Origin of the sequence: Paraburkholderia dipogonis (assembly GCF_042680985.1) — a bacterium.
Taxonomy (GTDB): domain Bacteria; phylum Pseudomonadota; class Gammaproteobacteria; order Burkholderiales; family Burkholderiaceae; genus Paraburkholderia; species Paraburkholderia phytofirmans.
In genome coordinates this window covers 158,714-184,391 of sequence record NZ_JBHUFR010000013.1, presented here as the reverse complement: position 1 = coordinate 184,391, position 25,678 = coordinate 158,714, and the positions used below count along the sequence as shown (strand labels likewise).

Here is a 25,678-nt window from a genome sequence, read left to right as displayed (position 1 = left end):
TCGGAAGCGCGTGCTCCTGTCCGGCCATAGAGCGATGGTCGTGGAAGTCCTGGCTCCCGACGCCTGCGACAGTGAGACCGTGCGCATGTCCATTACGGAATGGCATCGCGTCCATGCACCTACTACAAGACATTGGAGACAGATGATGCGAAAGCAGTTGTTTGCGCTTGCCGCGCTTGGCAGTTTCAGTTTGTCCGTCTATGCCCAGAACAGTGTGACCCTGTACGGCGTCATTGACGAAGGTATCAACTACAACAGCAACGCGGGCGGACAGCGTCTTTACAATCTTTCGAGCGGTGTCCTGCAAGGGAGCCGGTGGGGACTCAAGGGCCGTGAAGACCTCGGCGGCGGAATGAGCGCCCTTTTCGTACTTGAAAGCGGCTTCGACGTTAATAATGGCAAGATGGGTCAAGGCGGCCTGCTATTCGGCCGACAGGCGTATGTCGGCCTCGGCAGCCGATATGGGACTTTGACGCTTGGCCGTCAATACGACATGGTTGTCGACAATCTCGGCCAGTTTATAGTCGGCGATCAATGGGGCGGCTACATGGCCGCGCATCCGGCCGATCTCGACAACTTCAACAACACGTACCGCGTCAACAACGAAATCAAATACACGAGCCAGCCAATCGCCGGGCTCACATTCGGAGGCACCTACTCGCTCGGCGGTGTCGCGGGCAACGTCAGCCGCAATCAGATCTGGTCACTTGGCGCCAACTATGCGAACGGCCCACTTCTGGCGGGCATCGGATACCTGAATGTCCGCAATCCCAACACCTCCTTCTATGGAGGCGGAGGTACGCAGGCGGCCACGACTGGCGGAGTGCCGGGGTCCAACCTGGGCTCGTCGCCGGTCATCTCTGGATACGCGTCAGCTCATACGTTACAGGTGATCGGTGCAGGTGCCGCCTATACGTTCGGGGCTGCCACAGTGGGGGCGACATACTCGAACACCCGGTTCATGAGTCTTGGCGACAGGACCAGCGGTCCTGTACCAGCCGGTGGCATCGCTGGTACCGCGGCCTTCAACAACGCAGAAGTGAACTTCAAGTACCAGCTCACTCCTGCTCTCGTAGCCGGTGTCGCGTACGACTACACTCACAACAGCGGCGCCGCGGGTCAAAGCTCAGCAACATATCATCAGGGATCGGCCGGCATGGATTATTTTCTGTCGAAGCGGACCGATGTTTACACTGTCGCAACGTTCCAGCACGCGCATGGCACAGACTCGACCGGCAAAACTGCTGTGGCCTCGATCAACCAGTTGACGCCTTCGACGTCGGACCGCCAATTGGCGATCCGCATTGGCATTCGGCACAAGTTCTAACCGTCACTGCCGCGGCGCCGGTGAGCCCCGGCGCCGTCTCATGCTGAAGCAACAGTTCGCCAAACAAACAGATGACGGCCATACGCCGGCATCGCCGCGTTCGTGACGCCGTCAGGATTCCCTGTAGTTCCGGTAGGTCTCGAGGTATTCGGCAATTCCGCGTTCGATCTGGAACTGTGGTGCCCAGCCCAGCAGATTCTTTGCCATTCCGATGTCGAGTGGCACCCGCGACTTGAGGTTTTCCTCCTCTAGCGGCGTCAAGGTATCCCCGATGTCAATCTCGGCGCCAGGCACCATATCCCGCACAATGCGTGCGATCTCAGCCGGCGACACAAGGTTCCCCGCTGCAATATTGATGACGCGCGACTGGCCGGGCTGCGTGCCGTCGAAGTGAACCGCTGCGGCAACTGCCCGGCCTACGTCCAGCACATGAGTCAGATCCCGCTTCATTCGCCCCCCAGTCGCGAACGTCGTCTTGAGCCCGTCGACTGCATTCTCGATCATCGGCTTGATATAGAGCGGTGTCCGCATGCCAAAACCGTATACGGCAGCAACACGAAGCGCCCGAAAATCGATGCCGTGAAATTGACCATAAGACATTCCGATTGCCTCGGAAATCATCTTCGAAGTGCCGTAGTGAGCGGAGGGATTTGCACGCACTATCGAAAACGCTGGATCGGTTTCTTTCTGCACGGGTCCGACTCCGGCATGACATGCAGTGTTGCTTGAAATCAGAACGACTTTCCGGACACCGAACGCACGCGCAACTTCGCAGACGTTCACGAAACCCATCACGTTAGTCTGGTAGAAACCGCTCGGGTCTTCGAGCGAAGGCTCAAATCCCACACGCGCCGCCGCGTGCACAATGACGTCCGGCCTGACGCTACTGCACGCCGAAGACAGCGAAGCGAAGTCTGCGATTTCGCCGTGAATCAGCGCATCGGGCAAACCCTTGGCGACCCACGCGAGATCGGCTGGAACCTGCGCCCGGTCATACGCATGGACCTCGCTCCCCGCTCGCGTCAGGGCGTCGAAAATGTATGCGCCGAGAAAGCCTGCACCGCCAGTAACAAGTATTTTCAAAATCCGTTCCTCATGATTGTCGCAATCGGATATGAGCGCATCGTGCTTCCTCACGCTGCCCTCGCACTCCCGATTATGACAATCAAAACTTCTTTCAACGAAGTTTCATTGTTCGAAACTAATTCTGGAAAAGTTGACCCTGTCAAAAAAACGGACTAGATTTGGTTCACCTGGTCGAGGGATGCGAAGCCACCGCGACCACGCGAACGGATATCAAAATCACGGAGACAAACGATGGCAAGTCCAGCATCGGCAACGACGCGGCAGAAACGCCTCATCATCGCATCCACGTTCATCGGGTCGACGATCGAGTGGTATGACTTTTTCATCTTCGGCACGGTTTCGGCCCTGTTCCTGAATAAGCTCTTCTTCCCGGCTGTCGACCCGACAATGGGCGCGATGTTCGGCTTCATGACCTTTGCGACCGCCTGGCTGGTCCGCCCGATCGGCGGTGTGATTGCCGGGCATCTGGGCGACAAGGTAGGTCGCAAGACAACGCTCCTGTGGAGCTTTGTCATCATGGGCGCGGCCACCACGCTGATCGGACTGTTGCCGACGTACGATAGCGCCGGATATATCGGCGCCGTCCTGCTCGTGCTGCTGCGGATCGTACAGGGTCTGTCGGCCGGTGCCGAATACGGAGGCGCAATCGTAGCCGTCGTAGAGCATGCTGACGAAAAGCGACGCGGCCTGTTCGGCAGTGTCCCGCAGAGCGCGGCGTTTTTTGGTCTGCTGCTCGGCAATCTTACGTTTCTAGCCATGACGACACTCGACAAGCAGGCGCTGATGGCATGGGGCTGGCGTGTTCCGTTCATTCTGAGTGCCGCCATGCTGATGGTGGGCATCTACATCCGTAACCGGGTGGCCGAGTCTCCCGCATTTGTGAAGGCAAAAGCGTCTGGCAACATCGAAAAACTACCGGTAATGACCGTATTGCGCGAGTACCCGCGTCAACTGCTCGGCGTCCTGTTTGCGCAAGCAGCGCCGAACACGTTCTTCTACACCTGTGCCGTCGCGATGGTGTCGTACGCGGTGTCGAAGCTCAAGATTGCTCAGGCCGACATGCTTATTGCAGTCTCGATCGGGGCCGCAGTCGAGATGCTGACGATCCCGATCTACGGCATGCTGGCCGACGCGATCGGTCGCCGCAAGGTATTCGTGTGGGGCATCGTTGCGCTTCTGGCGGGTGCCATCCCATTCTGCCTGGCAGTGGAAGCACGCTCGTATGCAGGCATGGTTGCCGGTTATATCTGGGTTCTTGGCGTCGGTCATGCCGCATGTCACAGCTCACAGGCGTCATTGTTTTCCGACATGTTCCCCACATCGGTGCGCTATACGGGCATCTCGGCCGGCTACCAGACGTCTGGCGCGATCTTCGGAGGCCCGCTGCCGATTATCGCAACCGCGTTGATTGCTTACCAGAACGGGGGCATCCGCGTGTTTTTCGGCTACACCGTGCTTATTGGCGTAGTCAGTCTGATTGCTATCATGGCTAGCAAACCGCATTACTCGCTGGTGGACAAAGTCGCAACCGCGACGCCCGGAAACCGGCAAGTTAAAACGTCGCTCTGACTTGCCCAGTCAATCACATCGCGGCAAGCAATGCTACGTTGCCCGGCTCGACGAGCCGGATAACGTAACAAGCAATTGCCGTCCTCACTTTTCGCGTCATGGGTAACACGCATGCCTGACGATTCGATAGACGCTGTACTCAAGGCACACCCGTCTGTGAGACATGACTGGCTGGCATTGCGGTCAGAAGACCTTCTCGATCCCGAACTGGCGATCGTGGATCCCCACCACCACCTGTGGGACCACCCTGGCGATCGCTACCTCGCGAACGAGGCCATCGCGGATTTCACATCCGGTCATAACATCATTTCGACCGTACATGTGCAGTGCCGAAGCATGTATCGCGAGCACGGCCCCGAACCATTGAAGCCGGTGGGCGAGACAGAATTCGTCCGGGAACTCGCAGCGGCAACGAACACTGCGCATGCGCCGCTTCGGCTGTGTGCCGGAATCATAGGCACTGTGGATTTGCAACTCGGCGACGACGTTCAGCCGGTGCTCGACGCGCATACCGACGCAGGCGCCGGTCAGTTCAAGGGCATACGGCCGACAGTCGTCTGGCACGAGAGCCGCGACATTCTGCCTGTCAGCAACCCTGAGGGTCTACTGAGGGCAAAGTCGACAAGAGCGGCTATTGCCCGAGTCCAGAAAATGGGATTGACACTGGACCTGTGGGCTTTCTTCACGCAACTCGGCGATGTTGCCGACCTCTGCCGCGACCACCCCGATCTGATCGTCATCATCAATCACACCGGGGGGCCACTGGGTATCGGCCCATACAAAGACAAGCGGGCGGAGGTCTTCGAGGAGTGGCGCGCACGCGTCCAGGAACTCGCCGCCCTCCCGAACACTGTCATGAAGCTTGGCGGGCTCGCCATGCGCTACGCCGGTTTCGGGTTCCACGAACGTCCATTACCACCGTCTTCGGACGAGCTGGTCCACGCATGGGAGCCTTACATGCGGCTTTGTATCGAGTTGTTTGGTGCCGAGCGGTGCATGTTCGAGAGCAATTTCCCGGTCGACAAGGCGATGTGCAGCTACAGCGTTCTCTGGAACGCCTACAAGAAGATCGCTGCCGACCTCACCGCTGCCGAGCGCCTGAATCTGTTTTCAGGCACTGCAGCACGCACCTATCGGCTCGATACGCCCCAAGTCCTGCGTTCGGCATAAGGTCGCGGCACTCATCGCCCCCATAGAAGGACCGAGCCGCGCCCGGCCATAGCTATCGCCATCGCCGGTGGGACTGCAATCCCTGCCCCGCATATGCATGGACAAAAAGCGACGCAACTTGCGTGTTACCCGCAAAAAAAACCGGCGCACTTGCGCCGGTCAACCTTGGGTCTTGCGCCATAACTTCCGTTTACCGCCTGCAACACCACAAGTTGCCGACGCGCCGGCGGCGTCTCTTCACGCCCCCTGGCGGAATCGGGGCCGCGTTATCCTGCGGAGTTCGCAAAGCCGATCATTGCCTTGACCTCCAGATATTCTTCGAGTCCAAAGACGCCCATTTCCCGGCCGTTACCGGACTGTTTGTAGCCGCCCATCGGCGCAACGTTATTCGACGGAGCGCCGTTGAGGAAAATACGGCCAGCCTGCATGCGCTCAGCGACCCGACGAGCCTGCTCCAGGTTCGAAGAGAAGATATAGCCGCCCAGACCGTAGCGCGTACCGTTGGCGATGTCGACGGCGTCATCGATATCGCGATAGCTGATGACGGAAAGTACGGGACCGAAGATTTCTTCCTGCGCAATCGTCATGTCCCGGCTGACGCCCGAAAAGACCGTTGGTCGAATGAAAAAGCCCTTATCGATGCCCTCGGGACGGCCCGGGCCGCCCGTGACGACTGTCGCGCCCTCTTCAATTCCGCGCTCGATGAAGTGCTGAACCCGTTCGAACTGCGCTCGGTTGACAACAGGCCCAATGGTGGTTTCGGGGTTCTTCGGATCGCCAACCTTGACTGATTGCGCTTGTTCCTTGATCAACGCTATCAGTTTGTCTGCCTGAGTTTCCGATACAAGCATGCGCGTTGGCGAATGGCACGACTGTCCCGTATTCGAAAAACCCCGAGAGACATTGAATCGCGCAGCAGCCGCAAGATCCGCGTCGGGAAAGATAATGTTCGCGGACTTTCCACCCAACTCCTGGCATACCCGCTTCACGGTACCGGCCGCAGCCTGAGCCACCATCACGCCAGCGCGCGTGGACCCGGTGAACGAGACCATATCGATGCCGGCGTGCCGCGAGATCGCCTCGCCAACGGTCGGACCGTCCCCATTCACCAGATTAAACACGCCTGGTGGCACACCCGCAGAGTCAAGTGCCTCTGCGAGGACGACAGCACTGAGCGGCGTGAATTCGCTCGGCTTCGCGACAACCGTACAACCAGCTGCGAATGCCGATGCCAGCTTCTGGCACATGAGCTGCAAAGGCCAATTCCATGCGGAGATGAGGCCACAGACCCCGATGGGCTCGCGGCGGACCACGTTGTCGCCAAGCATCTGCTCGAATGAGTAGTCACGTAACGTGACAATTGCCTGACGGAAGGCCTGTATCGCGGTGCCCGTCTGCCCCTTCAGACTGCCAGGCGCCCCCATCTCTTCGGTTACCGCATCCATCAGGTCTGATTCGCGTTTCAGCATCGACTCGACGACGTTGCCAAGCAGCTCCATCCGCCATTCCTTCTTCGACCGGGAGAAGGATGAGAACGCTCGCCGGGCTGCTGCGACTGCCACGTCGACATCTTCTGCGCTTCCGAGCGCAACGTGGCCATACGCTTCTTCAGTTGCGGGGTTGATCAGTTCGAAAAGACCCGTACCTGCGGGCTTCGTCCATTTTCCGTCGATATAAAACCGGTCAAGTTTCCTCATCATTTCTCGATTCCTTGAAAAGATTCAATTCCGTACAGGCGGCCGAGATCATCGATCTGCGCCGCCGGTCCCAACATTCTTGATCCCGCCTCGAGGACCGTCCTTGCCGTATTAAGCAGGGGTATAGGCGACCCGGTCGCACGCCCCATGCGACCGATCAGTTGCTGATCTTTAACCACGGTCCTCAGACTCGCGTCGGCCGTAGGAGAACCCGTCATGATGGAGTGCAAGATCCGGTCAAGCGCGCCCGAGGCGCTCGCCCCCGTCGACAGAGCGGCGCGCAACGTGTCGATCCGCAAACCTGAAGCGGCTGCAACCGACAACATCTCGTAGATGATCAGCCGGTTACCCGCGCCAAGCGAATTTTTGACAAGCTTGATTGCCTGCCCGGAACCTGGCGCGCCGAAATACACAACCTCGCCTCCCATCGCTTCAAGTATCGGCCTCACGCGGGAAAACGCAGCATCCTGTCCGCCGCACATCGTAATGAGAGCGCCGTTTCGGGCTCCGTCGGGCCCACCCGTCACCGGAGCGTCGACCATCGCCACTCCCGCAACCGCGAGTCGCTCGCCTAAGCGAACGGTTTCAGCGGGGCTACACGTCGTCTGGTCGATCACTATCTTTCCGCGATGCAGAGCCGCATACATCCCATCGGTGCCGAAGAGGATCTGTTCAACCTCTTTCGCGCTAGGAACGCAAAGAAAGATCAGATCACAAACTGCAGCAAGAGAGGCGACGTCAGCAGCAGCGCGTGCACCTTGCCTCGTCAGGTGTTCGACCTTCGCCGGATCGGGATCGTAAACATGAAGTTCCCGGGCAACCCGCAGGGCCTGCATGGCCAGAGCACTGCCCATTGCCCCCAGCCCGACATAGCCTATAACCGGCGAAGGCGGGCTATCGACTCCCGCAGGTTCATCCGCGTTACTAGTGACGACCAGATCCCTTCGTAGTCCAACGAGTCGTTCATAACGGGCGAATGGATCGGCGCCAGGCCGCCCGTCGTCGACGTCATCGACCGTTTCCAGGCTTAACAAAGCCAAGGCAGCTGAAGTCAGGGGAAGCGGCAAGCCCAGTGCCATTGCCACATCGACGAGGTGGCCCAGCATCGTCGCAACGGTCCCTGATTCGCACGCTTCATCTCGATCCGGATGAATCAGACCATCAAAAAAGATCTCTGTCTGCCGGCTGCGGCCGCTGCTGCGACCAATCACCGACGCAGCAAGGTCGACAGGTAAACCTGCACGCACGCCCATACCGGCAGCTTCAATTACTACCAAGCGGCCGAGCGCGCAGATTGCGTGCTGGATCAGTGCGATCAATCGGGCGTCCTCTGCACGGGCTCCGCAATAAACCGGCGCCAGCGACATTTGCGCGAAGATCGGCGCAGCAACTTCACTCGCCATCACGTCACCAGACATAAAAACTCGTCCCCCAGCCGTTTCATCGAGCGACAATGCGGCAGATACGACCGGTAGGTGCGCAATCGTCTCAAGACAGGAGTTCCCCTCGCGCGAACACTCGTCAATCAGCACAACGACTACGACGTTCGATGCGGGCTTCCGGCCGGTGAGAATCCGGTTTCTGAACTCAGGACTCACGTCAGCGGAGATCAGAACGCTCGCTGAATCGAGGGCCAACAACTCAGCGCTCCATCGTTCTTCGTCCGCGCTCATCCACGTCAAGGCATCGAGCTTCTGCAACGCACACAACCACCTACCTGATGGCTTTCCGACACACACGACCGATCGCATCATTGCCCCTAGCCTTTACGCGACTACTGCTTCGGAATTCCCATTGTCTTGATCATGTTCTGGTTGTCGGTCAGATCTTTTTTCAGGAACGAAGCAGAATCGGCGGTGGTTTTGTAGAACGGCTCAGTGCCCTGAGCTTCCAGTTTCGCCTTCAAGGCTGGATCACTGAGCACCTTCGCCATGGCGTCATTCAGCTTCTTGACGACATCCGGAGGCGTGCCTGCGGGCGCGAACAGTCCGAGCCAGTAGTAATAGGTGAAGCCCGGCAGGCCTTGCTGGGCTGTGGTGGGCACATCTGCGAGCACGGGCAGACGCGAATCGCTGGTGACGGCGAGTGCCTTGAGAAGTCCTCCGTGAAGACCGGCGGCGCTACTGCCATATGCGTCGATCATGAAGCTCACCCGTCCCGCGATTACATCAGGCATGGCCGCGCCGTTGCCCTTGTAGGGAACATGTTGCATCTGGAGATTGGCCTGTTTGAGCATCATCGCGGCAGCGATATGCGTGGTTGTCCCGATGCCGGCCGAACCATAGCTGATCTGTCCTGGATGCGCTTTCGCATCTGCGACGAGATCGCTGAAGCTCTTGTAATTCGACTTTGCACCTGCGACGACAAGAGCGGGAGAACGGGCGAAAGACCCGACCAGAGTGAAGTCTTTCAGGGCATCAAATCCCGGCTCCTTGTTCAGCGCTTCCTGGATGGATATCGTGCTCCCTGTGGACATCAGGGTGTACCCGTCCGCCGGTTGCTCCTTCGTGTATCGAATACCTACCAATCCACCCGCGCCAGTCCGGTTGTCGACGAGTACGGACTGGCCGAGCACTTCCCCAAGCTTTTGCGCAAAAACGCGGGTCGTTACGTCGCCCCAACCTCCGGCTGAAACAGGAACGATAATCCGTATCGTTCGGGACGGGAAATCGGCCGACGAAGCAATGCCCGAAAAAGCACTGGTCGCAGCGACAAGCATCCCGATTACAACCTTGTTCAACGTTTTCACTTATGTCTCCTCGCTTCAGTTTCGCGCGGCTGCAGGCCATCAAAGCTGAGCTGCGCGACAGTTAAGTCAATTGCGCCAATGCGGCGCAAGTCTCCTCTCACTACGGCGTATCCGCTTTTATTGTGTCGATCAGGTCACGGATGGAAGTCAGCGCGTTCATATCCTGGATCTGGTTGAAGCTTGCCGCCACATGCTTTGCGCTCACCCCGCCGCATGGCATGAGCGCCTCGTACTTCTGCCTGAGTTCGGCCCAGTGAATGCCGCGAACCGCTGCGCCCTTTGGTGCCAGCACAGAAGCTTCGTGGACCGCACCATCAATCGTCGTTATCCGCACAATCGCTCCGCTCTTGAAGCCGGTCTTGTTCGGAACGTCATAGTCGAGCCGCGTGACACGATCGAAGAGCGAGCGGATGCGCGGATCGGCGATCTTTTCAGGAAGGGCATGCTGCCAGCCATACCCGCGGTCTGCGGCCCCTGCGGCGGCAAAGTAAAAGGGACTATGGGCAATACCGATCAAATCGGTTGGATGCTTCGGCCCAGGAAACGGATAGTCGGGGAGTGTGAATTCGATTTCCTTGATGTCGGCCACATCAAGATCACCCTCTTGCGCCGCGATCGCTGCGGCTTCCGCAACCGCATGGAATGGAGAGCCCCCCGGTACCAGTTTGATGCCCAGTTCCGTTTGCAGACTCCACCTTCGGCCTAGCTGCCCCACGACGTCTTGTGCATGGCTGCCCGTGCCAAGCGTGTCGAAGAACCCTCTCGGCATCTCGAACCCAGCCAGATCCGCCGTGTATCCGTGCTTTGCCGCTTCGGCCGCCGACACGCCCATCATTGCAGCATTGCCCGCGTGGTACTCGCGCGCGAGGCTCGTCGCAGCGACCGCATGCAGACCACCCACCGACGTCGCGGCGAGAACCAGCGCATGTGCTGTCTGATCAGGTTGTAGCTTGAGCAGACGTGCCGCCGCTGCGGCCGCAGCGAAGGTCGCGACCACACAACCATGGAAACCCTTGCGTTGCAGTCCGCCGATCATTGCGGTGTTTATGTTTCCCGCAACTTCGTACCCCGCGATGACCGCCTCCAGCACCTGCGCCCCACTTGCCTTGCAAGCTTCACCAACGGCGATAGCCGCCGCGCAGGCTTGTGTGCCACTGTGAACGATGTTGCGAAGATCACTGTCATCGGACGCGGCCGCATCGCTCATGAGGCCGTTCAGGCGCGCGGCGGCTACAGCTGGCAACCTGTCCCATCCACCGAACCAGACCGTACTGACCGGGAACCCACCGCGTTCCTTTTCGAGTTGCCTGATCAGTTTGCTCGATTGCAGCGTCGATCCCAGCGCTGCGCTCGCCAGGGTGCTGGCAACCAGCATCTTTCCGTATTCGGCGACGTCGCTCGGGAAGCTTGCGAGATCCGCGTTCGCGATAAACCGACCGTAGCTCTGAGCGACTGTTTCAGTGCGATGACACAAATCCGTCTCCTGTTGATTTTTTTGCTCACCCTGACTGGCGAATCTGTCGGGTCCGCCTTTCCAGATGCGAACTAACGCTGGTGCAGATGGAACCCGTTCATTTAACTGTACGACCGCCACAGGACCGTCGTCAACATAAAAGAAACTAGTTCCGATGATCGAAACTTAGAAGCTTGACGTAGGATTGCGATCCTTCACGTTGGGAAGTTGGGAAAGGTCGATCGTGGAAGTGAAGGCTCTCGCCTGAATTACCGACCGGCCAACGGAATCGCGCCGATACAGACGGGGACCAGAGCAGGTCCTTCTATCTGGTCTGCACCGACGTCCGTGGCGGCTTAAACACGCAGTAATACAGCGGACGGGACGCTTGCAACTGCGTCACCCGATCGGTTGTTCAAGCCTGTAGACCTGCGCTGCCGTGCCGCCGTAGAGCGCCAGTTTTTCTGACAGCGAGAAGCGCTCGGTGATCCGCTTGAACGCATTCCAGAGAACGCCGTAGCCGCATGTCTGCTTGTCGACCGGAAAGTTGCTTTCGAACATGCATCGTTCGGGGCCAAACAGGTCTATGCAAGTTTCGACGTATGGCCTCCAGCAGGTTGCCAGATCTTCCGAGGACGGCGGCGTATCGCGAAGATGGAAATCCCATCCTGCGTAAAGCATCCCCAGCCCACCGATCTTGACCGATACGTTCGGGCAACTTGCGACCTGCTTCAAGTTCTTTCGCCAGGTCTCGAAGACTGCAGCACGATCAGTGTGCGGATCGATGCCGAGGACACCCCCCGCATGATCCATGACTACCTGCATGTCAGGATAGTCACGCAGAAGCGAGACCAGGTCAGGCAGTTGCGGGTAGAAAAGCCACGCATCGAACGTGAGTCCCATCGGAGCGAGTCTTGCGAATCCGCGCCGGAACGCTGCGTCGGAGAGAAGATGTGACCTTGCGAAGGTCCGCCCATACCCGGCGCTGCCGCTGTCCCAGGTAGCGCCATGCCGGATACCCTTGAGCCGTTTGCCCCCGGCCTCTGCCATCGCGTCGAGCACGGCCTGCACTTCGTCTCCGAGCGTCAGGTCAGCGTGAGCGATGATCCCTTCGCACAGTCGCGGCCCGTCAGGCTTCTGAATCGCGCAGGTATCCGCGAACGACCGCGCGAACTCAACCTCGCCAACCGGCTGCATCGACGCCGGGCCCTCTTTCCGGTATCCGGACTTGAACTGCACGAATACCGTCGCTTCGATACGATGGCCACTCGACAGATCGTTCATCAGTTCTGCGGACATGTACCGTCCGCGTTCGTCATCCCACACGTGATGATGCGGATCGATGATGGGAAGATCCGGTTCAAGTGCCTCTTCGCGCACCAGGTCGGTCCACTTCGCCAGTTCGGCGATCTGACGGTGGGTCGTTCCTTTGAATGCAACGCCTGCCGTCCCGGAGGACGGCATCACTTCATACCTGTTCATGCTGTACCAACCCTTACGACAGTTTCACTGAAGATGAGAAGCCGTTGTGCACCTTGTAGCGCACGTCCTACTGATCCATCTCGACACCGCTCGATCCGGCACTCCTCACTTCAACGCCGGCCCATCGCTCATACTGTCGGGCCACGGTCGTGACATCATCGGTCGGGCAGGCGCACGCCTGTACGAGACCGTAGATCCCCCGTACCTTGTCGAAGATCCAGGTCGTCACGCCGAGTCGACGCGCCTCGTCGGTCGCAGCAGTAAGTCGTGCGAACGTCTCGCCTAAGCTGAAGCCGTAGCTGAAGTGACGTGTTGCCACCTCACCAGGCAGTATTCGCGCACTTGCCGCGTTGCGCCCTGTCTCGATACCCATGATTTTTGCCATCTGCCCGGGCGTCAATCCTGCCTTGGCGCCGGCAACGTACGCTTCGGTCGTGACCGCCAGCAGCGTTGCGAACAGCGACGCATGGATGTTCAGCATCAGATGTGCGGCGCCGGCCGCCGAGCCGATCTGGTAGGCGTCGCGGCACAGATTCACCATTACGTGGCCTGCGGCCTGAATGGCTAACGTGTCCCCTCCCATGATGACCACGCCATCACCTGCCGTAATCTCGCGGTGCGTGCCGGTATGCAGCGCGTCGCAATAGGGGATCTCCGGACCAAGCAGCGCCTTCATCCTGGCGGCCTTGCTCATGGCCATCGCACACATGTTTACAACTGCGGCACCATCATGAGCAGCCTCTACGACGTCGACCGCAATCGACTCTTCAGATTGTTCCTCCGCTACGCCAAGAAGCGTCACGGTGATCCGGGAGGCGTACGGCAATCCCAAACGGATCATGTGTGGATCTTCATCGTCCTGCTGGCTGCTGTATCCTGACGCGACCAGTCTGTCGGCCAGTTCGCGGACATCCGCGAGCGCGCAGATCAACACCAGCGGTCGATGCGCGGGTTCAGCAAATGAGATCCGGCAGGACGGCTCCTCATTGGGGCTGGAAACCTCGATGCCGGCCCACGGTTCGAGGTATGTGATCAGGGAGGTGCCATCGCGGTCGTATCCTCCCTGCGTGGATGCGAACTTCCAGATCTGCTGGACGGTCTGCGCCACCCACATTGGAACGCCGCGACTCTGCGCTTCCTCAACGGACAGACTGATGTCCTTCGCCGTGATCGCCATCCGTGCGCCGAAATCGAAGCGGCGGGGCAACACCGAACGCGCGAACTTGTTCCGCGAGGCACTGGAACTCGCGTCTCCCGAATTGATAATCTCGAGCATGTGTCGCGGCGCAAGTCCACCTTTGACGCCCAGAATAAACGCCTCGCACGTTGACGCCATTCCCGTCGCAGACAGCAGGTTGTTCAGCAATTTAAGGGTCTGCGCCTTGCCCGACTCCTCACCAAGATAGAGCACCGTGGCACTGGCTAGCGTCGCCATGACTGCAGCGACCTTTTCGTATGCCACGCGGGGCCCCGAGCACATGATTCCCAATGTGCCGTTACCTGCGGTCGTGACGTTTCCAGTGATCGGCGAATCGAGCAGCGCAATATTACGGGCCGCGAGTTTTTCCGCGACTTCACTGGCGAAATTCGCTCCCGTCGTTGAAAAATCGACCACGACGCGAACCGCAGAACCACCGGCAACACCGGCTTCACCGAAGACGACATCGCGGATGGCCGGCAACGAAGGCAGACACAGCAGGACAATACTGCATTGATCTGCCACTTCCCTGGGCGAGGCCACCGCCCGCGCGCCGTACCCGACGACCGAATCGACGGCGGAACGGTTGAAGTCGTTGACGACCAGCCTGTAGCCCTGACGGGCAAGGTGGCGCGCCATTGGCGCTCCCATGGCGCCAAGCCCAATGAACCCGATCGACGTGCTGAGATCGAATTCTGCTTTCAGTTCTGCCGTGTCCATGCACTGTTTACCGTGGTTAATTTATGCCCCGGAACCGGGATGATGATCAAATCGAGGTGTCCTGACGTTCCCGTAGCGCAGCGGCCGGCACGCCGACCAGAATGATCACGCCTCCAGCGAGCGCGATTGCCGCAATGGTGTACAACCCGATCGCAATGCTGTGGGTATTCGTCATGAGCCATCCGAGCCATGTTGGCGTGAGCAGCGAACCTGCCTGTCCGAGGCTGCTCATTAACGCTATACCCGCTGCGACCGATGCAGCCGAAAAATATGCGGGCGGAATCGTCCAGAACATCGTGCTACCTGCGTAGTAGGCGATGCCGAGCAACGAGAGGCATCCGATCGTGAGCACGGGGTTGCCGCCCACCTGAGGCAGTAGCACGAGGCCAACTGCTCCGATCAAAATCGAGAAGAAGTAGTGCCAGCGTCTTTCCACGTGCTTGTCGGAATGCCGCGCGATCAAAATCATCCCGATTGCTCCGAAGATCGACGGGATCGATGAAAGCAGCGCCACATGCAGGATGTCTTTCACTCCTGCCCGATGAATGATGGTGGGAATCCAGTAATTCATCACGATGCCAAGCATTGGCGTAACCAGAGAAGCGAGAACAACCACGTAGACCCTTGGATCTCGAAGAACCGCGAGCAGCCCCTGATGACCCGTCGCCCCCTTGAAATTCCTGTCTGCCTGGATGTTGTCGATCAGGATCTGCCTTTCTGTCTCGGTCAGCCACTTCGCGTCCTTTGGCTTGTCGTCGAGATAGAAGTATGCAATGACGCCGAGCAGCACCGCCGGCAGCCCCTCAAGCAGGAAAAGCCACTGCCAGTCACGCAGTCCCGCCACATTGTTGAAGCTGTGAAGGATCCATCCGGCGATGGGGCCGCCGATGATTCCCGAAACGGCGATCGAAAGCAGGAACCGCGAAGTGATCCGCGCGCGTCGGGCCGACGGGAACCAGTAGGTCAGGTAAAGAAGAAGCCCTGGGTAGAAACCAGCCTCGGCAGCACCGAGAAGAATACGCGCAAGGTAAAACTGGGTGGTGTTATGGATGAACATCATCGAACACGTCACTGCGCCCCAGAGAACCATGATGCGGGTCATGGTGAGCCTTGCCCCGATCTTCTCGAGCATCAGATTGCTAGGCACCTCGAAAAGCACGTAGCCAATCGAAAACAGACCGACCCCCAACCCGTAAGCAGCGTCGGAAAGTGCGAGATCCTGGGAGAGCGACATCTTCGCGAAGCCAAGGTTGACCCGGTCAAGGTAATTCACGACCCAGCACAGAAAAAGAAACGGCACGAGTCTGAACGCAACCTTGCGATATGTATGCTGAATCTGCTGGTCGGTTACCACCGAACTGCCTGCGATGCCTTCGCCCCACTTGTCGATGGGCGGCTGCACTGAATGGTTCATGGGTGTCTCCTTCAACCGTCCTACGCGGCTGAGTCGTTTTTGTGCGAACTATCAGCTTCGGGCGCTACAGGCCCTGAAGCCGTCATTCAACCATTGCCTGCATGCTTTTCGTGCCTGCGGTGCGGCTAACAACCGCTACAGGTGTTGCGTGCGGGTTGCGCCCAGCCACTGAACGACACAGACGCCTCTCTCTGAAGACCTAGACCTCCACCATATCGAAATCGGCCTTACCTACCGAGCACTCGGGGCAAACCCAATCGGCCGGCACGTCTTCCCAACGCGTACCCGGCGCAATGCCTTCCGACGGCAGACCTTCTGCCTCATCGTAAATGAAGCCACACAATGCGCATTGCCAGATCCTGAATTCCGCCTGCGGTTGGGGCGCAGCAATTTCCGTCGTCACTTCTTTCACCTGTTCAATCATGATCCTCTCCATGACAGCGCGCCAGCGCTGACAGCCACATACGGACGCCTGGCCATCAGGTGTCGCCTGATCAGCAGCCTCCGGCTCAGGCAGCCGCACCGATGGAGCCGGAAAAATCCGGGTGACAACGACCTGCGGCGACCCTCACTACGCGCGAGTACGTCATTCCACGATTCTGGTCCGTTTCGCAGAAGAACTTTCAAGCGTGAAGCGATGGTATCATGGTTCTGACTGACAGCATTGATTCCACTGATCGGAACTTAAGGGCAGCAAGATACAGTCATCGATTCCCCGAGCATTCCAGGCGACAAGGCGGCTTGACGCGGCGGACGCATCATTGAGACAGGAGACGTAACGTATGACCATCAGAGGTAAGGCTTATATCGTCGGTGCCTACGAGCACCCGTTGCGCAAGGCCCCCCATCACTCGGTTGCCCAGCTTCACGCTGAAGTCGCGAAGGGCGCGATCGAGGACGCCGGTCTTACACGCGACGACATCGACGGTTTTTTTTGCGCGGGCGACGCTCCTGGCGCAAACCCGTGGTCGCTCTCGGACTATCTGAATCTGACAAGGTTGCGCCACATCGATTCGACCGACATGGGCGGCTGCTCATACCTCATCCACGTGGCGCACGCCGCACAGGCAATCGCGGCCGGCAAGTGCAATGTCGCGCTCGTGACGCTTGCGGGCCGGCCCAACTCCGAAGGAAGCGCTGGAACACAGGTGCGCAACCGGGGCACCAATCTTCCCGACGCTCCGTTCGAAATTCCATACAGTCCCGTACCTCTTAACCTGTATGCAATGGCGGCAAAGCGCCATATGCATGAATTCGGGACGACAAATGAACAGCTGGCATGGGTCAAGGTGGCCGCTTCCCATCACGCGCAATACAACGAGCATGCGATGCTGCGTTCCGTTGTGTCCGTCGAGGACGTCCTGGCGTCGCCAATGATCTCGGACCCACTTCACCGGCTTGATTCGTGCGTCGTCAGCGACGGCGGCGGCGCTATCGTCATTGCACGGCCTGAGATAGCAAAGTCGCTTTCACGCCCGCGCGTTCGAGTGCTGGGATGCGGTGAGTCGGCAAAGCACCTGACGGGTGGGGACATTGACCTGACCTACACGACAGCCGCTTGGACGGGGCCACGCGCCTTTGAAGAGGCCGGAGTGACGCCGGCAGACATCCAGTACGCGTCTATCTACGACAGCTTCACCATCACGGTGATCCTGCAACTCGAGGACCTCGGGTTTTGCCCGAAGGGCGAAGGCGGCAGGTTCGTCGCCGACGGCAACCTGATCTCCGGTACGGGGAAGCTTCCCTTCAACACCGACGGGGGCGGCCTGTGTAATAACCACCCGTCGAATCGCGGCGGAATGACGAAAATTATCGAAGCAGTAAGACAGTTGCGCGCTGAAGCCCACCCGTCGGTACAGGTCCCGAACTGCACGCTTGCTCTGGCCACCGGCATCGGCGGCGCCATTGGAAGTCGCCATGGCGGCGCAACCGTGATCCTTGAAAGGGAGTGACCCGCATGACTTCATCCGTCGCAGAACGCGTGATCAAAGATCCCGCTATGAATCCCGGTGACGAGCCTTATTTCGAGGCCGCCGACAAAGGACAGTTGCTGCTCAAGTTCTGCACCAGCTGCAGCCGGCCTCATCACTATCCCCGGTCCCTGTGCCCCTTCTGCTGGAGCACCGATCTGTCGTGGAAGACAGCCGCTGGAACCGGCGAAATTTACTCGTACAGCGTCATGCGGCGAGGCGCCGGGGCGCCCTATTGCATTGCTTATGTCGAGCTGGACGACGGTCCGAAGATGCTCACCAATATCGTCGACACCGACTATGACGCGATTGCAATTGGCCTGCGGGTTCGGGTGGTTTTCAGGAGATCTGAAAGCGGCATCGCCGTCCCGATGTTCACGCCGGTCTGACACGCAATCTTCGGTCGGGCAAGCTGTCACGCAAGAGTGTCAACGACGGCGAACCCGCCTGTTACGCCGCAATCAGGAGCTTTAAAAAATGGGCGTCATTTCGCTTTTCAGCGCCGTCGACGACACCCTGACTCGCTACGATGTCGACGTCGCTTGCGCAACGCTAACCCGGCGGGAAAGTATCCGGACCGCTGCAAAAGTCCAGTATGCCTGGCCCCATCCAGGCGGCGCGTATCTTTACGTGGCGACCAGCGCCGCGGGGCCTCGCGTACCCTCGGACTTCAACCACGTGAGTGCGTACCGGATCGGCGGCGACGGGGCGCTGACCATTCACGGCCCATCACGCCCACTTGATCGACGCGCTGTCCATATCTGCATAGATCCGCAGGGAAAGTACCTGCTGAGCGCGCACAACTTTCCACGCAGCGGTCTGACCATTCATGCGCTGCTGGAAGACGGCAGCATCGGCGAGCCCGTCACTCAGAACAATGCCCTTGACTGCGGAGCCTATCCGCATCAGGTTCGCGTGCTGCCGTCGGCACAGGCAGCGTTGATCGTTGACCGGGGCAACCACGCCGGGCCGGACAAGCCAGAAGATCCTGGTGCGTTGAGGCTGTTCCCGCTTTCGCACGGTGTCCTCTCGTCGGGCGACGTGATCGCACCGGATGGAGGCTACGGTTTCGGCCCAAGACACGCCGACTTTCATCCGACGCAGCCATGGATGTATGTTTCGGACGAGCGCACCAACCAGCTTTACATGTTCCGGATGTCGGACAGTGTCATCGAGAGTGAGCCGACATATCGTTGCAGCCTGCTTGAAGCGCCCGACCACGTAGACGCCCGGCAACTGGGTGGTCCCATCCACGTCCATCCCTCGGGTCGATACGTGTACGTGGCAAACCGCGCCGACCGGACTGAGGAAGTCGACGGCCAGAAGGTTTTTGCAGGCGGCGAGAATAGTATCGCCGTGTTCAGGATCGACTCATCCACGGGCGAACCAACGCTTGTGGAGCATGCCCACACGCGAAGCATTCACGTTCGTACTTTTGCGTGCGATCCGACAGGCAGACTGTTGGTGACGGCAAGCGTCAAGCCGCTCGCGGTGAACGTCGAGGGCGAAATCAAGCCAATCGCGGCGGCTCTCACGGTATTCCGGGTGCGTGACGATGGCTCGCTCGAGTACGTCCGTCAATACCCGGTAGACACGCATGACGGTCAACTGCAGTACTGGATGGGCATTGTCGCGGCACCCTGACGGAAGAAGCGAAGGCAGCTTCCGCGCTGCCTTCGGCCGCCTTCAGATACGGTTCAGAATCCGGCCGCCGTCGACGAGCAATGACACGCCCGTAACGAAGGACGCTTCGTCGGACGCGAGGTAGAGGGCGGCATTCGCGACGTCCCATGCAGTGCCCTGGCGGCCGAGCGGAACTTTGGCATCCCGTTCCGCCAGGACCTGTTCCCGGCTTTGATTCCACTCGCGAGCTCGCGTATCTACCGCCATCGGGGTGGCAATCAACCCAGGCAGGATGCAGTTGGCGCGGATGCCATGTGAGGCGTTCTGCAGCGCAAGCTGCTCCGTGAACGCGATAACGCCTGCCTTGGTCGCCTTGTAAGCGACATAGGGATACTTTCCAGGTCCAGCCGCCGAAGAGACGTTGACGATCACCCCTGATCGCTGCTCGCGCATGATCGCCACCGCATGTTTGCACGCGAACACGGTACCGCGCAGGTTGATGCGGCAGATGTTGTCAAACCGCTCTTCTGTGATGTCCATCAGGTCGGCATCGCCGCCGCCGAGACTGACGCCAACGTTATTGTGCAGTATGTCGACCGCTCCCCACTTTTGTCTGGCGCCATGAATGGCCCTCGCGAGTTGCTCCTCGTGCGCGACGTCAGCGGCGATCGCATCTGCCTCGAAGCCCTCTTTCCTGATGATTCGCGCGGTCTCTTCCGCTGATTCCACCGATCTGTCGACGGCCAGCACGCGCGCGCCTTCCCTCGCGAAACGCATCGCGACCGCCCGTCCGTTACCCACGCCTTCACCCGGACTCTGCCCTGCCCCGATAACAACCGCCACCTTGCCGGCAAGGCGGGCGCGTGAGGTCCAGCCATCAGTATCAGCCACCGCTGTCTCCTTCGAGTTCTAAGTCTCAACGAAACGGGTCGCGCGAAAACAGACCCGCACAAGCTGCATTTGCGTACATCGCCGCGTCGACAGATGCTATCATGGGTTCCTATAATCAATACTGATTCCACTGATCAAAACTTTGGCAATGATTGCCGGCGCGTTTTTTGGGTTTCCCTGGTTGGCTGCTTGCGCTAGCCTACCAACGGGGGCCGTTTAGTAAGGCGGCGGGTAAAACATAAGGAGGCGGAATGACACGGCTTGCATCCATTCTGATAGGCGGCGACTGTGGTCCCACCCATGGGCCAGAGCAAGGGTTCCCCATCGAAGGCTACACGGAGCTGGTAGCGCCCGTCCTGCGGGAGGCCGATTTCCGCTTCGTGAACTGCATGCGGACATACTCCACACGTGGCGTGAAATCGGACCACGCGCCTCAGGTCTGTCAGCCGATCGAAATGTCGACACTTTTTACGAGCGGACTGTTCGACGCGGTAACGATGGCGAACAATCACAGTCTCGACGCCGGTCCGCAAGCGATGCTCGACACACGACAGCTTTTCCTCGAAAACGGCCTGCAGGTTACCGGTGCGGGACGCGATCTGGACGAGGCCCGTCAGCCAGCCATTGTCGAAAAAGCTGGCGTGCGTGTCGGCTATCTCGGCTACACGTCGGTAGCCACCGCCGGAACCGACGCAGGCAAAGGAAAACCCGGGGTGGTCAACATCCGGGTCAAGACGACTTACGAGCCGCGTGGACCCCACCAGCCGGTTCGGGTATGGACCTCACCAAATCCTCAGGATCTTGCGCAGCTCACGGAGGACATCGCGGCTCTGCGCAAACAGGTCGATGTGGTGATCCTTGCGTATCACGCCGGCGCAATACGTCTGCCGAGAATCGTTTCCGACTATCAGGTCGACGTCGCCCACGCAGCGATCGACGCTGGCGCCGATCTTGTCGTCGGGCACGCCCCGCATATCCCCAAGGCCATCGAGGTGTACAGGGGCAAGGTCATCTTCTACAGCCTCGGTGTGTTCGCGATGACCAAGTCGTTTGCCGCCCCCGCCTGGACAAACGAGCCCGCCTGGGCGCAAGGGGCCGTACGCAACTTCATGGACCTCGACCCGGACTATCCCCTGATGCCATACGGCAAGGACTGCACCCTTGCCCTGCTCGCAAAAGCGTACGTTTCCTCGCAGGGAGTCGCGAAGGTCTCGTTTCTTCCGGTCAGATTCGACGGCCGCTATCGCCCAGAGGCGCTTCGCGCAGGCGATCCGCGGTTCGAGGAAGTCGTCGAGTACATGGAATGGGCATCGGAAGACATGCCCCATCGATTCGAGATCGAGGGCGATGAAGTCGTAGTCACCGCGCAGTGAAGCAACGGCAACGGCAACGGCAACCGTTCCATCATCAAAATAAAGGGTAGTTCATCATGGATTTGGGCATCAAGGGTAAAACCGCTCTGGTCACCGCGTCGAGCGGCGGCATGGGTCGCAACATTGCTCACGCGCTCGCGGCAGAGGGAGCAAACGTGGTCCTTTTCGCACGCTCCGAGGACAAACTGGCGGCGGTCGCGAACGAGATCACCCGGGAGCACGGGGTGAGGGCTGTCACGAAAGCTGGAGATATGCGCATAGGCAGCGACGTCGCCGCGCTCGTCGAAGTGGTGAAAGCGGAGTTTGGCGGACTGGACATTGTCGTACTGAACACAGCTCGCCCACCAAACCCTATTCGGGAGACGACCGAGGAGGTAGATATGGCGCGTTGGGACGAGGCATATCAGAATCAACTTGCAGGTGTGTTGCAGGTGGTCAGCCAGACTATTCCGTTGATCACCACGCGCGGATGGGGCCGGGTAATTGCGATCACTTCGGCATCGGTGAAAGCGCCCATGGCTCACCATAGCCTCTCGACGGTCTTCCGGGCCGGTGTAACCGCTTATATGAAGCATCTCGCCAACGAGGTTGGCTCAAGCGGCGTCACGGTCAACTGTGTCGCGCCCGCCCTGATCGAAACCCCGCATCGCGCCGGTTCCGCCGCCTACACTCCCGATCAGGCCGAGGCGCGCAAGAAGTTGACGCCTCTTGGCCGTATGGGCACGCAAGGCGAACTTGCGGGTGTGGTGACTTTTCTGGCGTCGGTACAGGCGGGATTCATCACCGGTGCGACGATCCCGGTTGAAGGCGGCATGCTGGCATCGTTGTTCTGAACCCGTGCCAGTCCCCCCTTATTCTGCGTGCCCCCCAAACTGACGCGAGATATTCACAGCGGCTTCGACTACGAGCTTGATGAAATTCTTCTCATGCATCTCCATGCGTACGGTGGGGGCACCAACGGACAGGCAATAATGGACCTGTTCGTCAACTCCTATGATCGGTGCTGAGATTGCCGAAATACCCATCAGCCGCTCACCGTGCGAGACAGCGTAGCCACGCTCACGGATGCGTTGGAGATCTTCGAGAAACGCCGTCTTGCTCTGCTTGGTGGCTTTCGTCGCGGCTGGTAGCAGCGGCGTCAGATCCGCCTTTGACATATACGCCATCAGCACCTTGGAGCCCGAGCCCGCCTGCAGCGGTATCTGTTCTCCTGCCTGCACCACTGCTCTCAGCGGGGCTGTGACAGTCGATATGGAATCGATGCATACACGGTTGCGGCCGCTCACCGTATGGAGGGAAACAGTTTCTTTCGTCGTTTCCGCGAGTTCCAACATGAACGGACGGGCGATTTCGCGAATACCCAAGGTGCCGCGCACGAGACCGGCAAGCCTCGTGAACCGGAACGACAGACAGTACTGCTGGTCTTCCAGTCGAACCAGATAGCCGGCTCGCTCCAGACTCTGCACAATCCGGAAAGTGGTGGACTTGGGCAGGTCAATGCGTTCGGAGATTTCCTGAAGAGACAGGCTGCTCCTCTCAACGCTAAAACTTTCGAAAACAGCCAGAATACGTTCAACCGAGCGCATCATTTCGTAACGTTCCGTACGGGGTCAAAGACAGGCGTATGGTACATCAGCCACGGTCGCGCCAAGCAATCGGCCTTCTGTAACTTTGGCGCACCGGGAGATCGGTATCCATACAGGAACCCGGTACCCGGCCCTTCCGCACGCACTACAGCCGGCGGAAATCGAAAGCCCCGCATCAGCGGGGCTTTGGCATCATTCCTCGGTCAGCGGAGCATGAGATAACGGAGGCACAGCCACCTCCGGCGCCCCACCCTTCGAGCGCTTGCGCTTGTGCTCACGCCAGGCGAAGTAGCACTGCCCGACGACCAGCACCAGGCAGATCGCCATGAACGCCGCACTGATGGGCCGTTGCGCGAAAATCACGAGGTCGCCGCGCGACAGCAGCAGTGCACGCCGAAAATTTTCCTCGACCATGGGGCCGAGAACGTATCCAAGGAGGATGGTGGCGACTGGGAAATCCAGTGCGAGCAAGACCGCCCCAATAATCCCAAACACCAGCACCTCGCCGACTTCGAAAAGGCTGTTGTTCGTACTGAAGACGCCGACCGCGATGAAAAAGAGCGCAGACGGATACATCAGGCGATAGGGTACCTGCAGGAGTTTTACCCAGACTCCAATCAGCGGAACGTTCAGTAGCACCAGAAGCACATTGCCGATCCAGAAACTCGCTATCAGCCCCCAGAAGAGATCGGCATGCTGCGTGATCAATTGGGGACCCGGCTGGAATCCCTGAATCAGCAAGGCGCCAAGCAGCAGGGCCATTACCGCATCGCCCGGAATACCGAGCGTCATGGTCGGGATGAAATCAACCTGGGTCTTTGCGTGAGTAGACGCTTCAGGACTGGCCACGCCTTCAATGGCACCCTGGCCAAACCGATCTGGTCGCCTGGATATCTTCTTTTCGAGCGCGTACGCAAGGAAAGTGGTGATGGTTGGGCCGGTCCCCGGCATTGCACCAAACAGGGTCCCCACGATTGTGCCCCGGACCATCGGCCAGAAGGCCTGCTTCAGTTCGCCGCGTGTCGGCCGCATGTCTCGAAGACGGACCTTGGTCTGCGTCCCCACGAAACTGATCCGGTTGACGTTGATCAGAAAGTCGGCAACCCCGAACAGCCCCATGGACAGCGCGACGAGTTCAACCTTGTCTGAAAGCTCGGCGAAGCCGAAGGTGAAACGTTCTACGCCGCTGTTGACGTCGGTGCCAACGATCCCAAGGAGCAGCCCAAAGACCGTCATTGCGATTCCTTTCAGCTTTGATCCCCGCGACATGGTCGCGCCGGCGATCAGGCCCAGCATCATGATCGAAACGATCTCGGTCGGACCGAAATCGAACGCGATCTTGACGAGCCAGGGCGAAAGAAAAATCATCACCACGATGCCCACGGATGCGGCGAAGAATGAAGACACCATCGTAATGCCCAGCGCAGCGCCTCCGCGCCCCTGTTTCGTCATTGGATACCCATCGATACAGGTCACCGCGTGCGGTGGATGCGATGGCAGGTTCAGCAGGATCGCACCCAGCGCGCCGCCATACTGCGACCCATAAAAGATCCCGGCAAGCATGAGAAGCGCCGGAACAGGGTGCATTGAATACGTCAGAGGCATAAGCATTGAGATTGCCGAGAGCGCTCCCATGCCAGGAAGCACGCCGATCAGATTGCCAACCAGCACACCGACAAACGACCAGAGCAGGTTCTGCGGCATCGCTGCGACGCTGAACCCATACATGAGATCCTGCAGCGTTTGCGCGATCATACGGCACCCCACTTGAACAACGGCAACTGGATCTGCAGCGCCCACCAGAACACGACTACGGCGATTGTGACCATCGCCAGTGCCAGCAGGCCTGCTGACTTGAGGTTGTTACCCCGATCGCCGAGCGCCGATATAAACACCACCGCAAATGTGCCCGCGACGAGTCCGAGATACTTCGTCAGCACGACAAACGCGACCATGCCCAAGCCAATCAGAATCCACGCCTTCCATTCCGGTCGCAGCGCCTTGTTGGCAGCGGGCTTCTCGGACACGGCCTCAGCATGCACCGAGAGATAGCCCTGAACGGCAATGCCGCAACCAACCAGGGCGAGAATCAGGCCCAGAAAGAACGGAAAAAACCCCGGCCCCATCTGAACCAGCGTACCGATGTGGTAGGCAACGGAATGCGTTAGCACTGCGATTCCTACGATGATCAGCAGTGTGCCGCCGATCAGATCCTTATGTAACAGTTTTCTGTTCACGGTGTCTCCTCCTATGAACGTCAATAACACCCAGTTCTCTCCGCCAGGCAATGATCTGCTCCTGACATGTCGCTGCGTTACCGATGGCGAGGACTTTCTTTGGATAGACTGATGATGTCCACTATCCACCAGC

Annotated in this window: 22 protein-coding genes; 8 read left to right on the top strand and 14 right to left on the bottom strand. The window is 59.2% G+C overall.

Annotated features, from left to right (window positions below; genetic code table 11):
• The first annotated feature begins 145 nt into the window (after positions 1-145).
• A complete protein-coding gene (locus ACFSNN_RS18365) occupies positions 146-1,327 on the top strand; it encodes a porin (RefSeq protein ID WP_166799403.1) in 1,182 nt (393 codons plus the stop codon).
• A 111-nt stretch (positions 1,328-1,438) separates the two neighbouring features.
• On the opposite strand, the gene ACFSNN_RS18360 is transcribed toward ACFSNN_RS18365, so the two are convergent.
• Together ACFSNN_RS18360 and ACFSNN_RS18355 are read right to left on the bottom strand one after the other, a co-directional pair.
• Positions 1,439-2,464: an NAD-dependent epimerase/dehydratase family protein gene (locus ACFSNN_RS18360; RefSeq protein ID WP_134462707.1), complete on the bottom strand. Its 1,026-nt coding sequence runs from the start codon at positions 2,462-2,464 to the stop codon at positions 1,439-1,441.
• 101 nt (positions 2,465-2,565) lie between these two features.
• Positions 2,566-2,823, bottom strand: coding sequence for a hypothetical protein (locus tag ACFSNN_RS18355; protein ID WP_244323100.1), 258 nt, complete (start codon positions 2,821-2,823; stop codon positions 2,566-2,568).
• Between ACFSNN_RS18355 and ACFSNN_RS18350 the strand changes: the two genes are divergently transcribed.
• Positions 2,705-3,982 carry an MFS transporter gene (locus ACFSNN_RS18350; protein WP_244323068.1) on the top strand — a complete coding sequence of 426 codons (1,278 nt, stop codon included), beginning with the start codon at positions 2,705-2,707 and terminating at the stop codon, positions 3,980-3,982. The two genes, ACFSNN_RS18355 and ACFSNN_RS18350, sit on opposite strands and share 119 nt — an antisense overlap.
• 111 nt (positions 3,983-4,093) lie before the next feature.
• The gene (locus tag ACFSNN_RS18345) at positions 4,094-5,152 is read left to right on the top strand and encodes an amidohydrolase family protein (protein WP_377688790.1); all 1,059 of its coding nucleotides are present in this window, start codon (positions 4,094-4,096) and stop codon (positions 5,150-5,152) included.
• 266 nt (positions 5,153-5,418) lie between these two features.
• On the opposite strand, the gene ACFSNN_RS18340 is transcribed toward ACFSNN_RS18345, so the two are convergent.
• The 8 genes from ACFSNN_RS18340 to ACFSNN_RS18305 all read right to left on the bottom strand — a co-directional run bounded on the left by ACFSNN_RS18340 (position 5,419) and on the right by ACFSNN_RS18305 (position 16,289).
• On the bottom strand, positions 5,419-6,849 hold the full coding sequence (locus ACFSNN_RS18340) for an aldehyde dehydrogenase family protein (protein WP_134465559.1): 1,431 nt from the start codon (positions 6,847-6,849) through the stop codon (positions 5,419-5,421).
• A complete protein-coding gene (locus tag ACFSNN_RS18335) occupies positions 6,849-8,603 on the bottom strand; it encodes an NAD(P)-binding domain-containing protein (RefSeq protein ID WP_134462703.1) in 1,755 nt (584 codons plus the stop codon). The genes ACFSNN_RS18340 and ACFSNN_RS18335 overlap by 1 nt, the downstream gene beginning before the upstream one ends.
• A 20-nt stretch (positions 8,604-8,623) precedes the next feature.
• Positions 8,624-9,598, bottom strand: a complete 975-nt coding sequence (locus ACFSNN_RS18330) for a Bug family tripartite tricarboxylate transporter substrate binding protein (RefSeq protein ID WP_244322927.1) — start codon at positions 9,596-9,598, stop codon at positions 8,624-8,626.
• Positions 9,599-9,698: 100 nt separating this feature from the next.
• Entirely contained in the window at positions 9,699-11,192 is a 1,494-nt protein-coding gene (locus tag ACFSNN_RS18325) for an MmgE/PrpD family protein (protein WP_377688791.1), read from the bottom strand.
• 258 nt (positions 11,193-11,450) lie between these two features.
• The gene (locus ACFSNN_RS18320; protein WP_377764981.1) at positions 11,451-12,515 is read right to left on the bottom strand and encodes an amidohydrolase family protein; all 1,065 of its coding nucleotides are present in this window, start codon (positions 12,513-12,515) and stop codon (positions 11,451-11,453) included.
• An 85-nt stretch (positions 12,516-12,600) separates the two neighbouring features.
• Positions 12,601-14,451 carry an NAD-binding protein gene (locus tag ACFSNN_RS18315; RefSeq protein WP_134462697.1) on the bottom strand — a complete coding sequence of 617 codons (1,851 nt, stop codon included), beginning with the start codon at positions 14,449-14,451 and terminating at the stop codon, positions 12,601-12,603.
• A 46-nt stretch (positions 14,452-14,497) separates the two neighbouring features.
• The gene (locus ACFSNN_RS18310; RefSeq protein WP_244322926.1) at positions 14,498-15,865 is read right to left on the bottom strand and encodes an MFS transporter; all 1,368 of its coding nucleotides are present in this window, start codon (positions 15,863-15,865) and stop codon (positions 14,498-14,500) included.
• A 199-nt stretch (positions 15,866-16,064) separates the two neighbouring features.
• Complete coding sequence (locus tag ACFSNN_RS18305) at positions 16,065-16,289, bottom strand: rubredoxin (RefSeq protein ID WP_166799349.1); 225 nt, start codon at positions 16,287-16,289, stop codon at positions 16,065-16,067.
• A gap of 358 nt (positions 16,290-16,647) precedes the next feature.
• Here ACFSNN_RS18305 and ACFSNN_RS18300 point away from each other — a divergent pair, with 358 nt between their 5' ends.
• The 3 genes from ACFSNN_RS18300 to ACFSNN_RS18290 all read left to right on the top strand — a co-directional run bounded on the left by ACFSNN_RS18300 (position 16,648) and on the right by ACFSNN_RS18290 (position 19,479).
• Positions 16,648-17,817 (top strand): thiolase domain-containing protein, encoded by a 1,170-nt coding sequence (locus tag ACFSNN_RS18300; RefSeq protein WP_134462695.1) that lies wholly within the window; start codon positions 16,648-16,650, stop codon positions 17,815-17,817.
• Between the two features lie 5 nt (positions 17,818-17,822).
• Entirely contained in the window at positions 17,823-18,224 is a 402-nt protein-coding gene (locus ACFSNN_RS18295; RefSeq protein WP_134462693.1) for a Zn-ribbon domain-containing OB-fold protein, read from the top strand.
• 88 nt (positions 18,225-18,312) lie between these two features.
• Positions 18,313-19,479 (top strand): lactonase family protein, encoded by a 1,167-nt coding sequence (locus ACFSNN_RS18290; RefSeq protein ID WP_134462691.1) that lies wholly within the window; start codon positions 18,313-18,315, stop codon positions 19,477-19,479.
• 42 nt (positions 19,480-19,521) lie between these two features.
• Here ACFSNN_RS18290 and ACFSNN_RS18285 read toward each other — a convergent pair whose 3' ends face one another.
• Complete coding sequence (locus ACFSNN_RS18285; RefSeq protein ID WP_134462689.1) at positions 19,522-20,349, bottom strand: SDR family NAD(P)-dependent oxidoreductase; 828 nt, start codon at positions 20,347-20,349, stop codon at positions 19,522-19,524.
• A gap of 251 nt (positions 20,350-20,600) precedes the next feature.
• Between ACFSNN_RS18285 and ACFSNN_RS18280 the strand changes: the two genes are divergently transcribed.
• Entirely contained in the window at positions 20,601-21,722 is a 1,122-nt protein-coding gene (locus tag ACFSNN_RS18280; RefSeq protein WP_134462687.1) for a CapA family protein, read from the top strand.
• Positions 21,723-21,778: 56 nt separating this feature from the next.
• On the top strand, positions 21,779-22,555 hold the full coding sequence (locus ACFSNN_RS18275; protein WP_134462685.1) for an SDR family oxidoreductase: 777 nt from the start codon (positions 21,779-21,781) through the stop codon (positions 22,553-22,555).
• An 18-nt stretch (positions 22,556-22,573) separates the two neighbouring features.
• On the opposite strand, the gene ACFSNN_RS18270 is transcribed toward ACFSNN_RS18275, so the two are convergent.
• From ACFSNN_RS18270 to ACFSNN_RS18260, 3 genes are all read right to left on the bottom strand, one after another.
• A complete protein-coding gene (locus tag ACFSNN_RS18270; protein ID WP_208949563.1) occupies positions 22,574-23,311 on the bottom strand; it encodes an IclR family transcriptional regulator in 738 nt (245 codons plus the stop codon).
• 189 nt (positions 23,312-23,500) lie between these two features.
• Entirely contained in the window at positions 23,501-25,063 is a 1,563-nt protein-coding gene (locus ACFSNN_RS18265; protein ID WP_134462683.1) for a tripartite tricarboxylate transporter permease, read from the bottom strand.
• Positions 25,060-25,545, bottom strand: coding sequence for a tripartite tricarboxylate transporter TctB family protein (locus ACFSNN_RS18260; protein ID WP_134462681.1), 486 nt, complete (start codon positions 25,543-25,545; stop codon positions 25,060-25,062). The genes ACFSNN_RS18265 and ACFSNN_RS18260 overlap by 4 nt, the downstream gene beginning before the upstream one ends.
• Positions 25,546-25,678 lie beyond the last annotated feature (133 nt).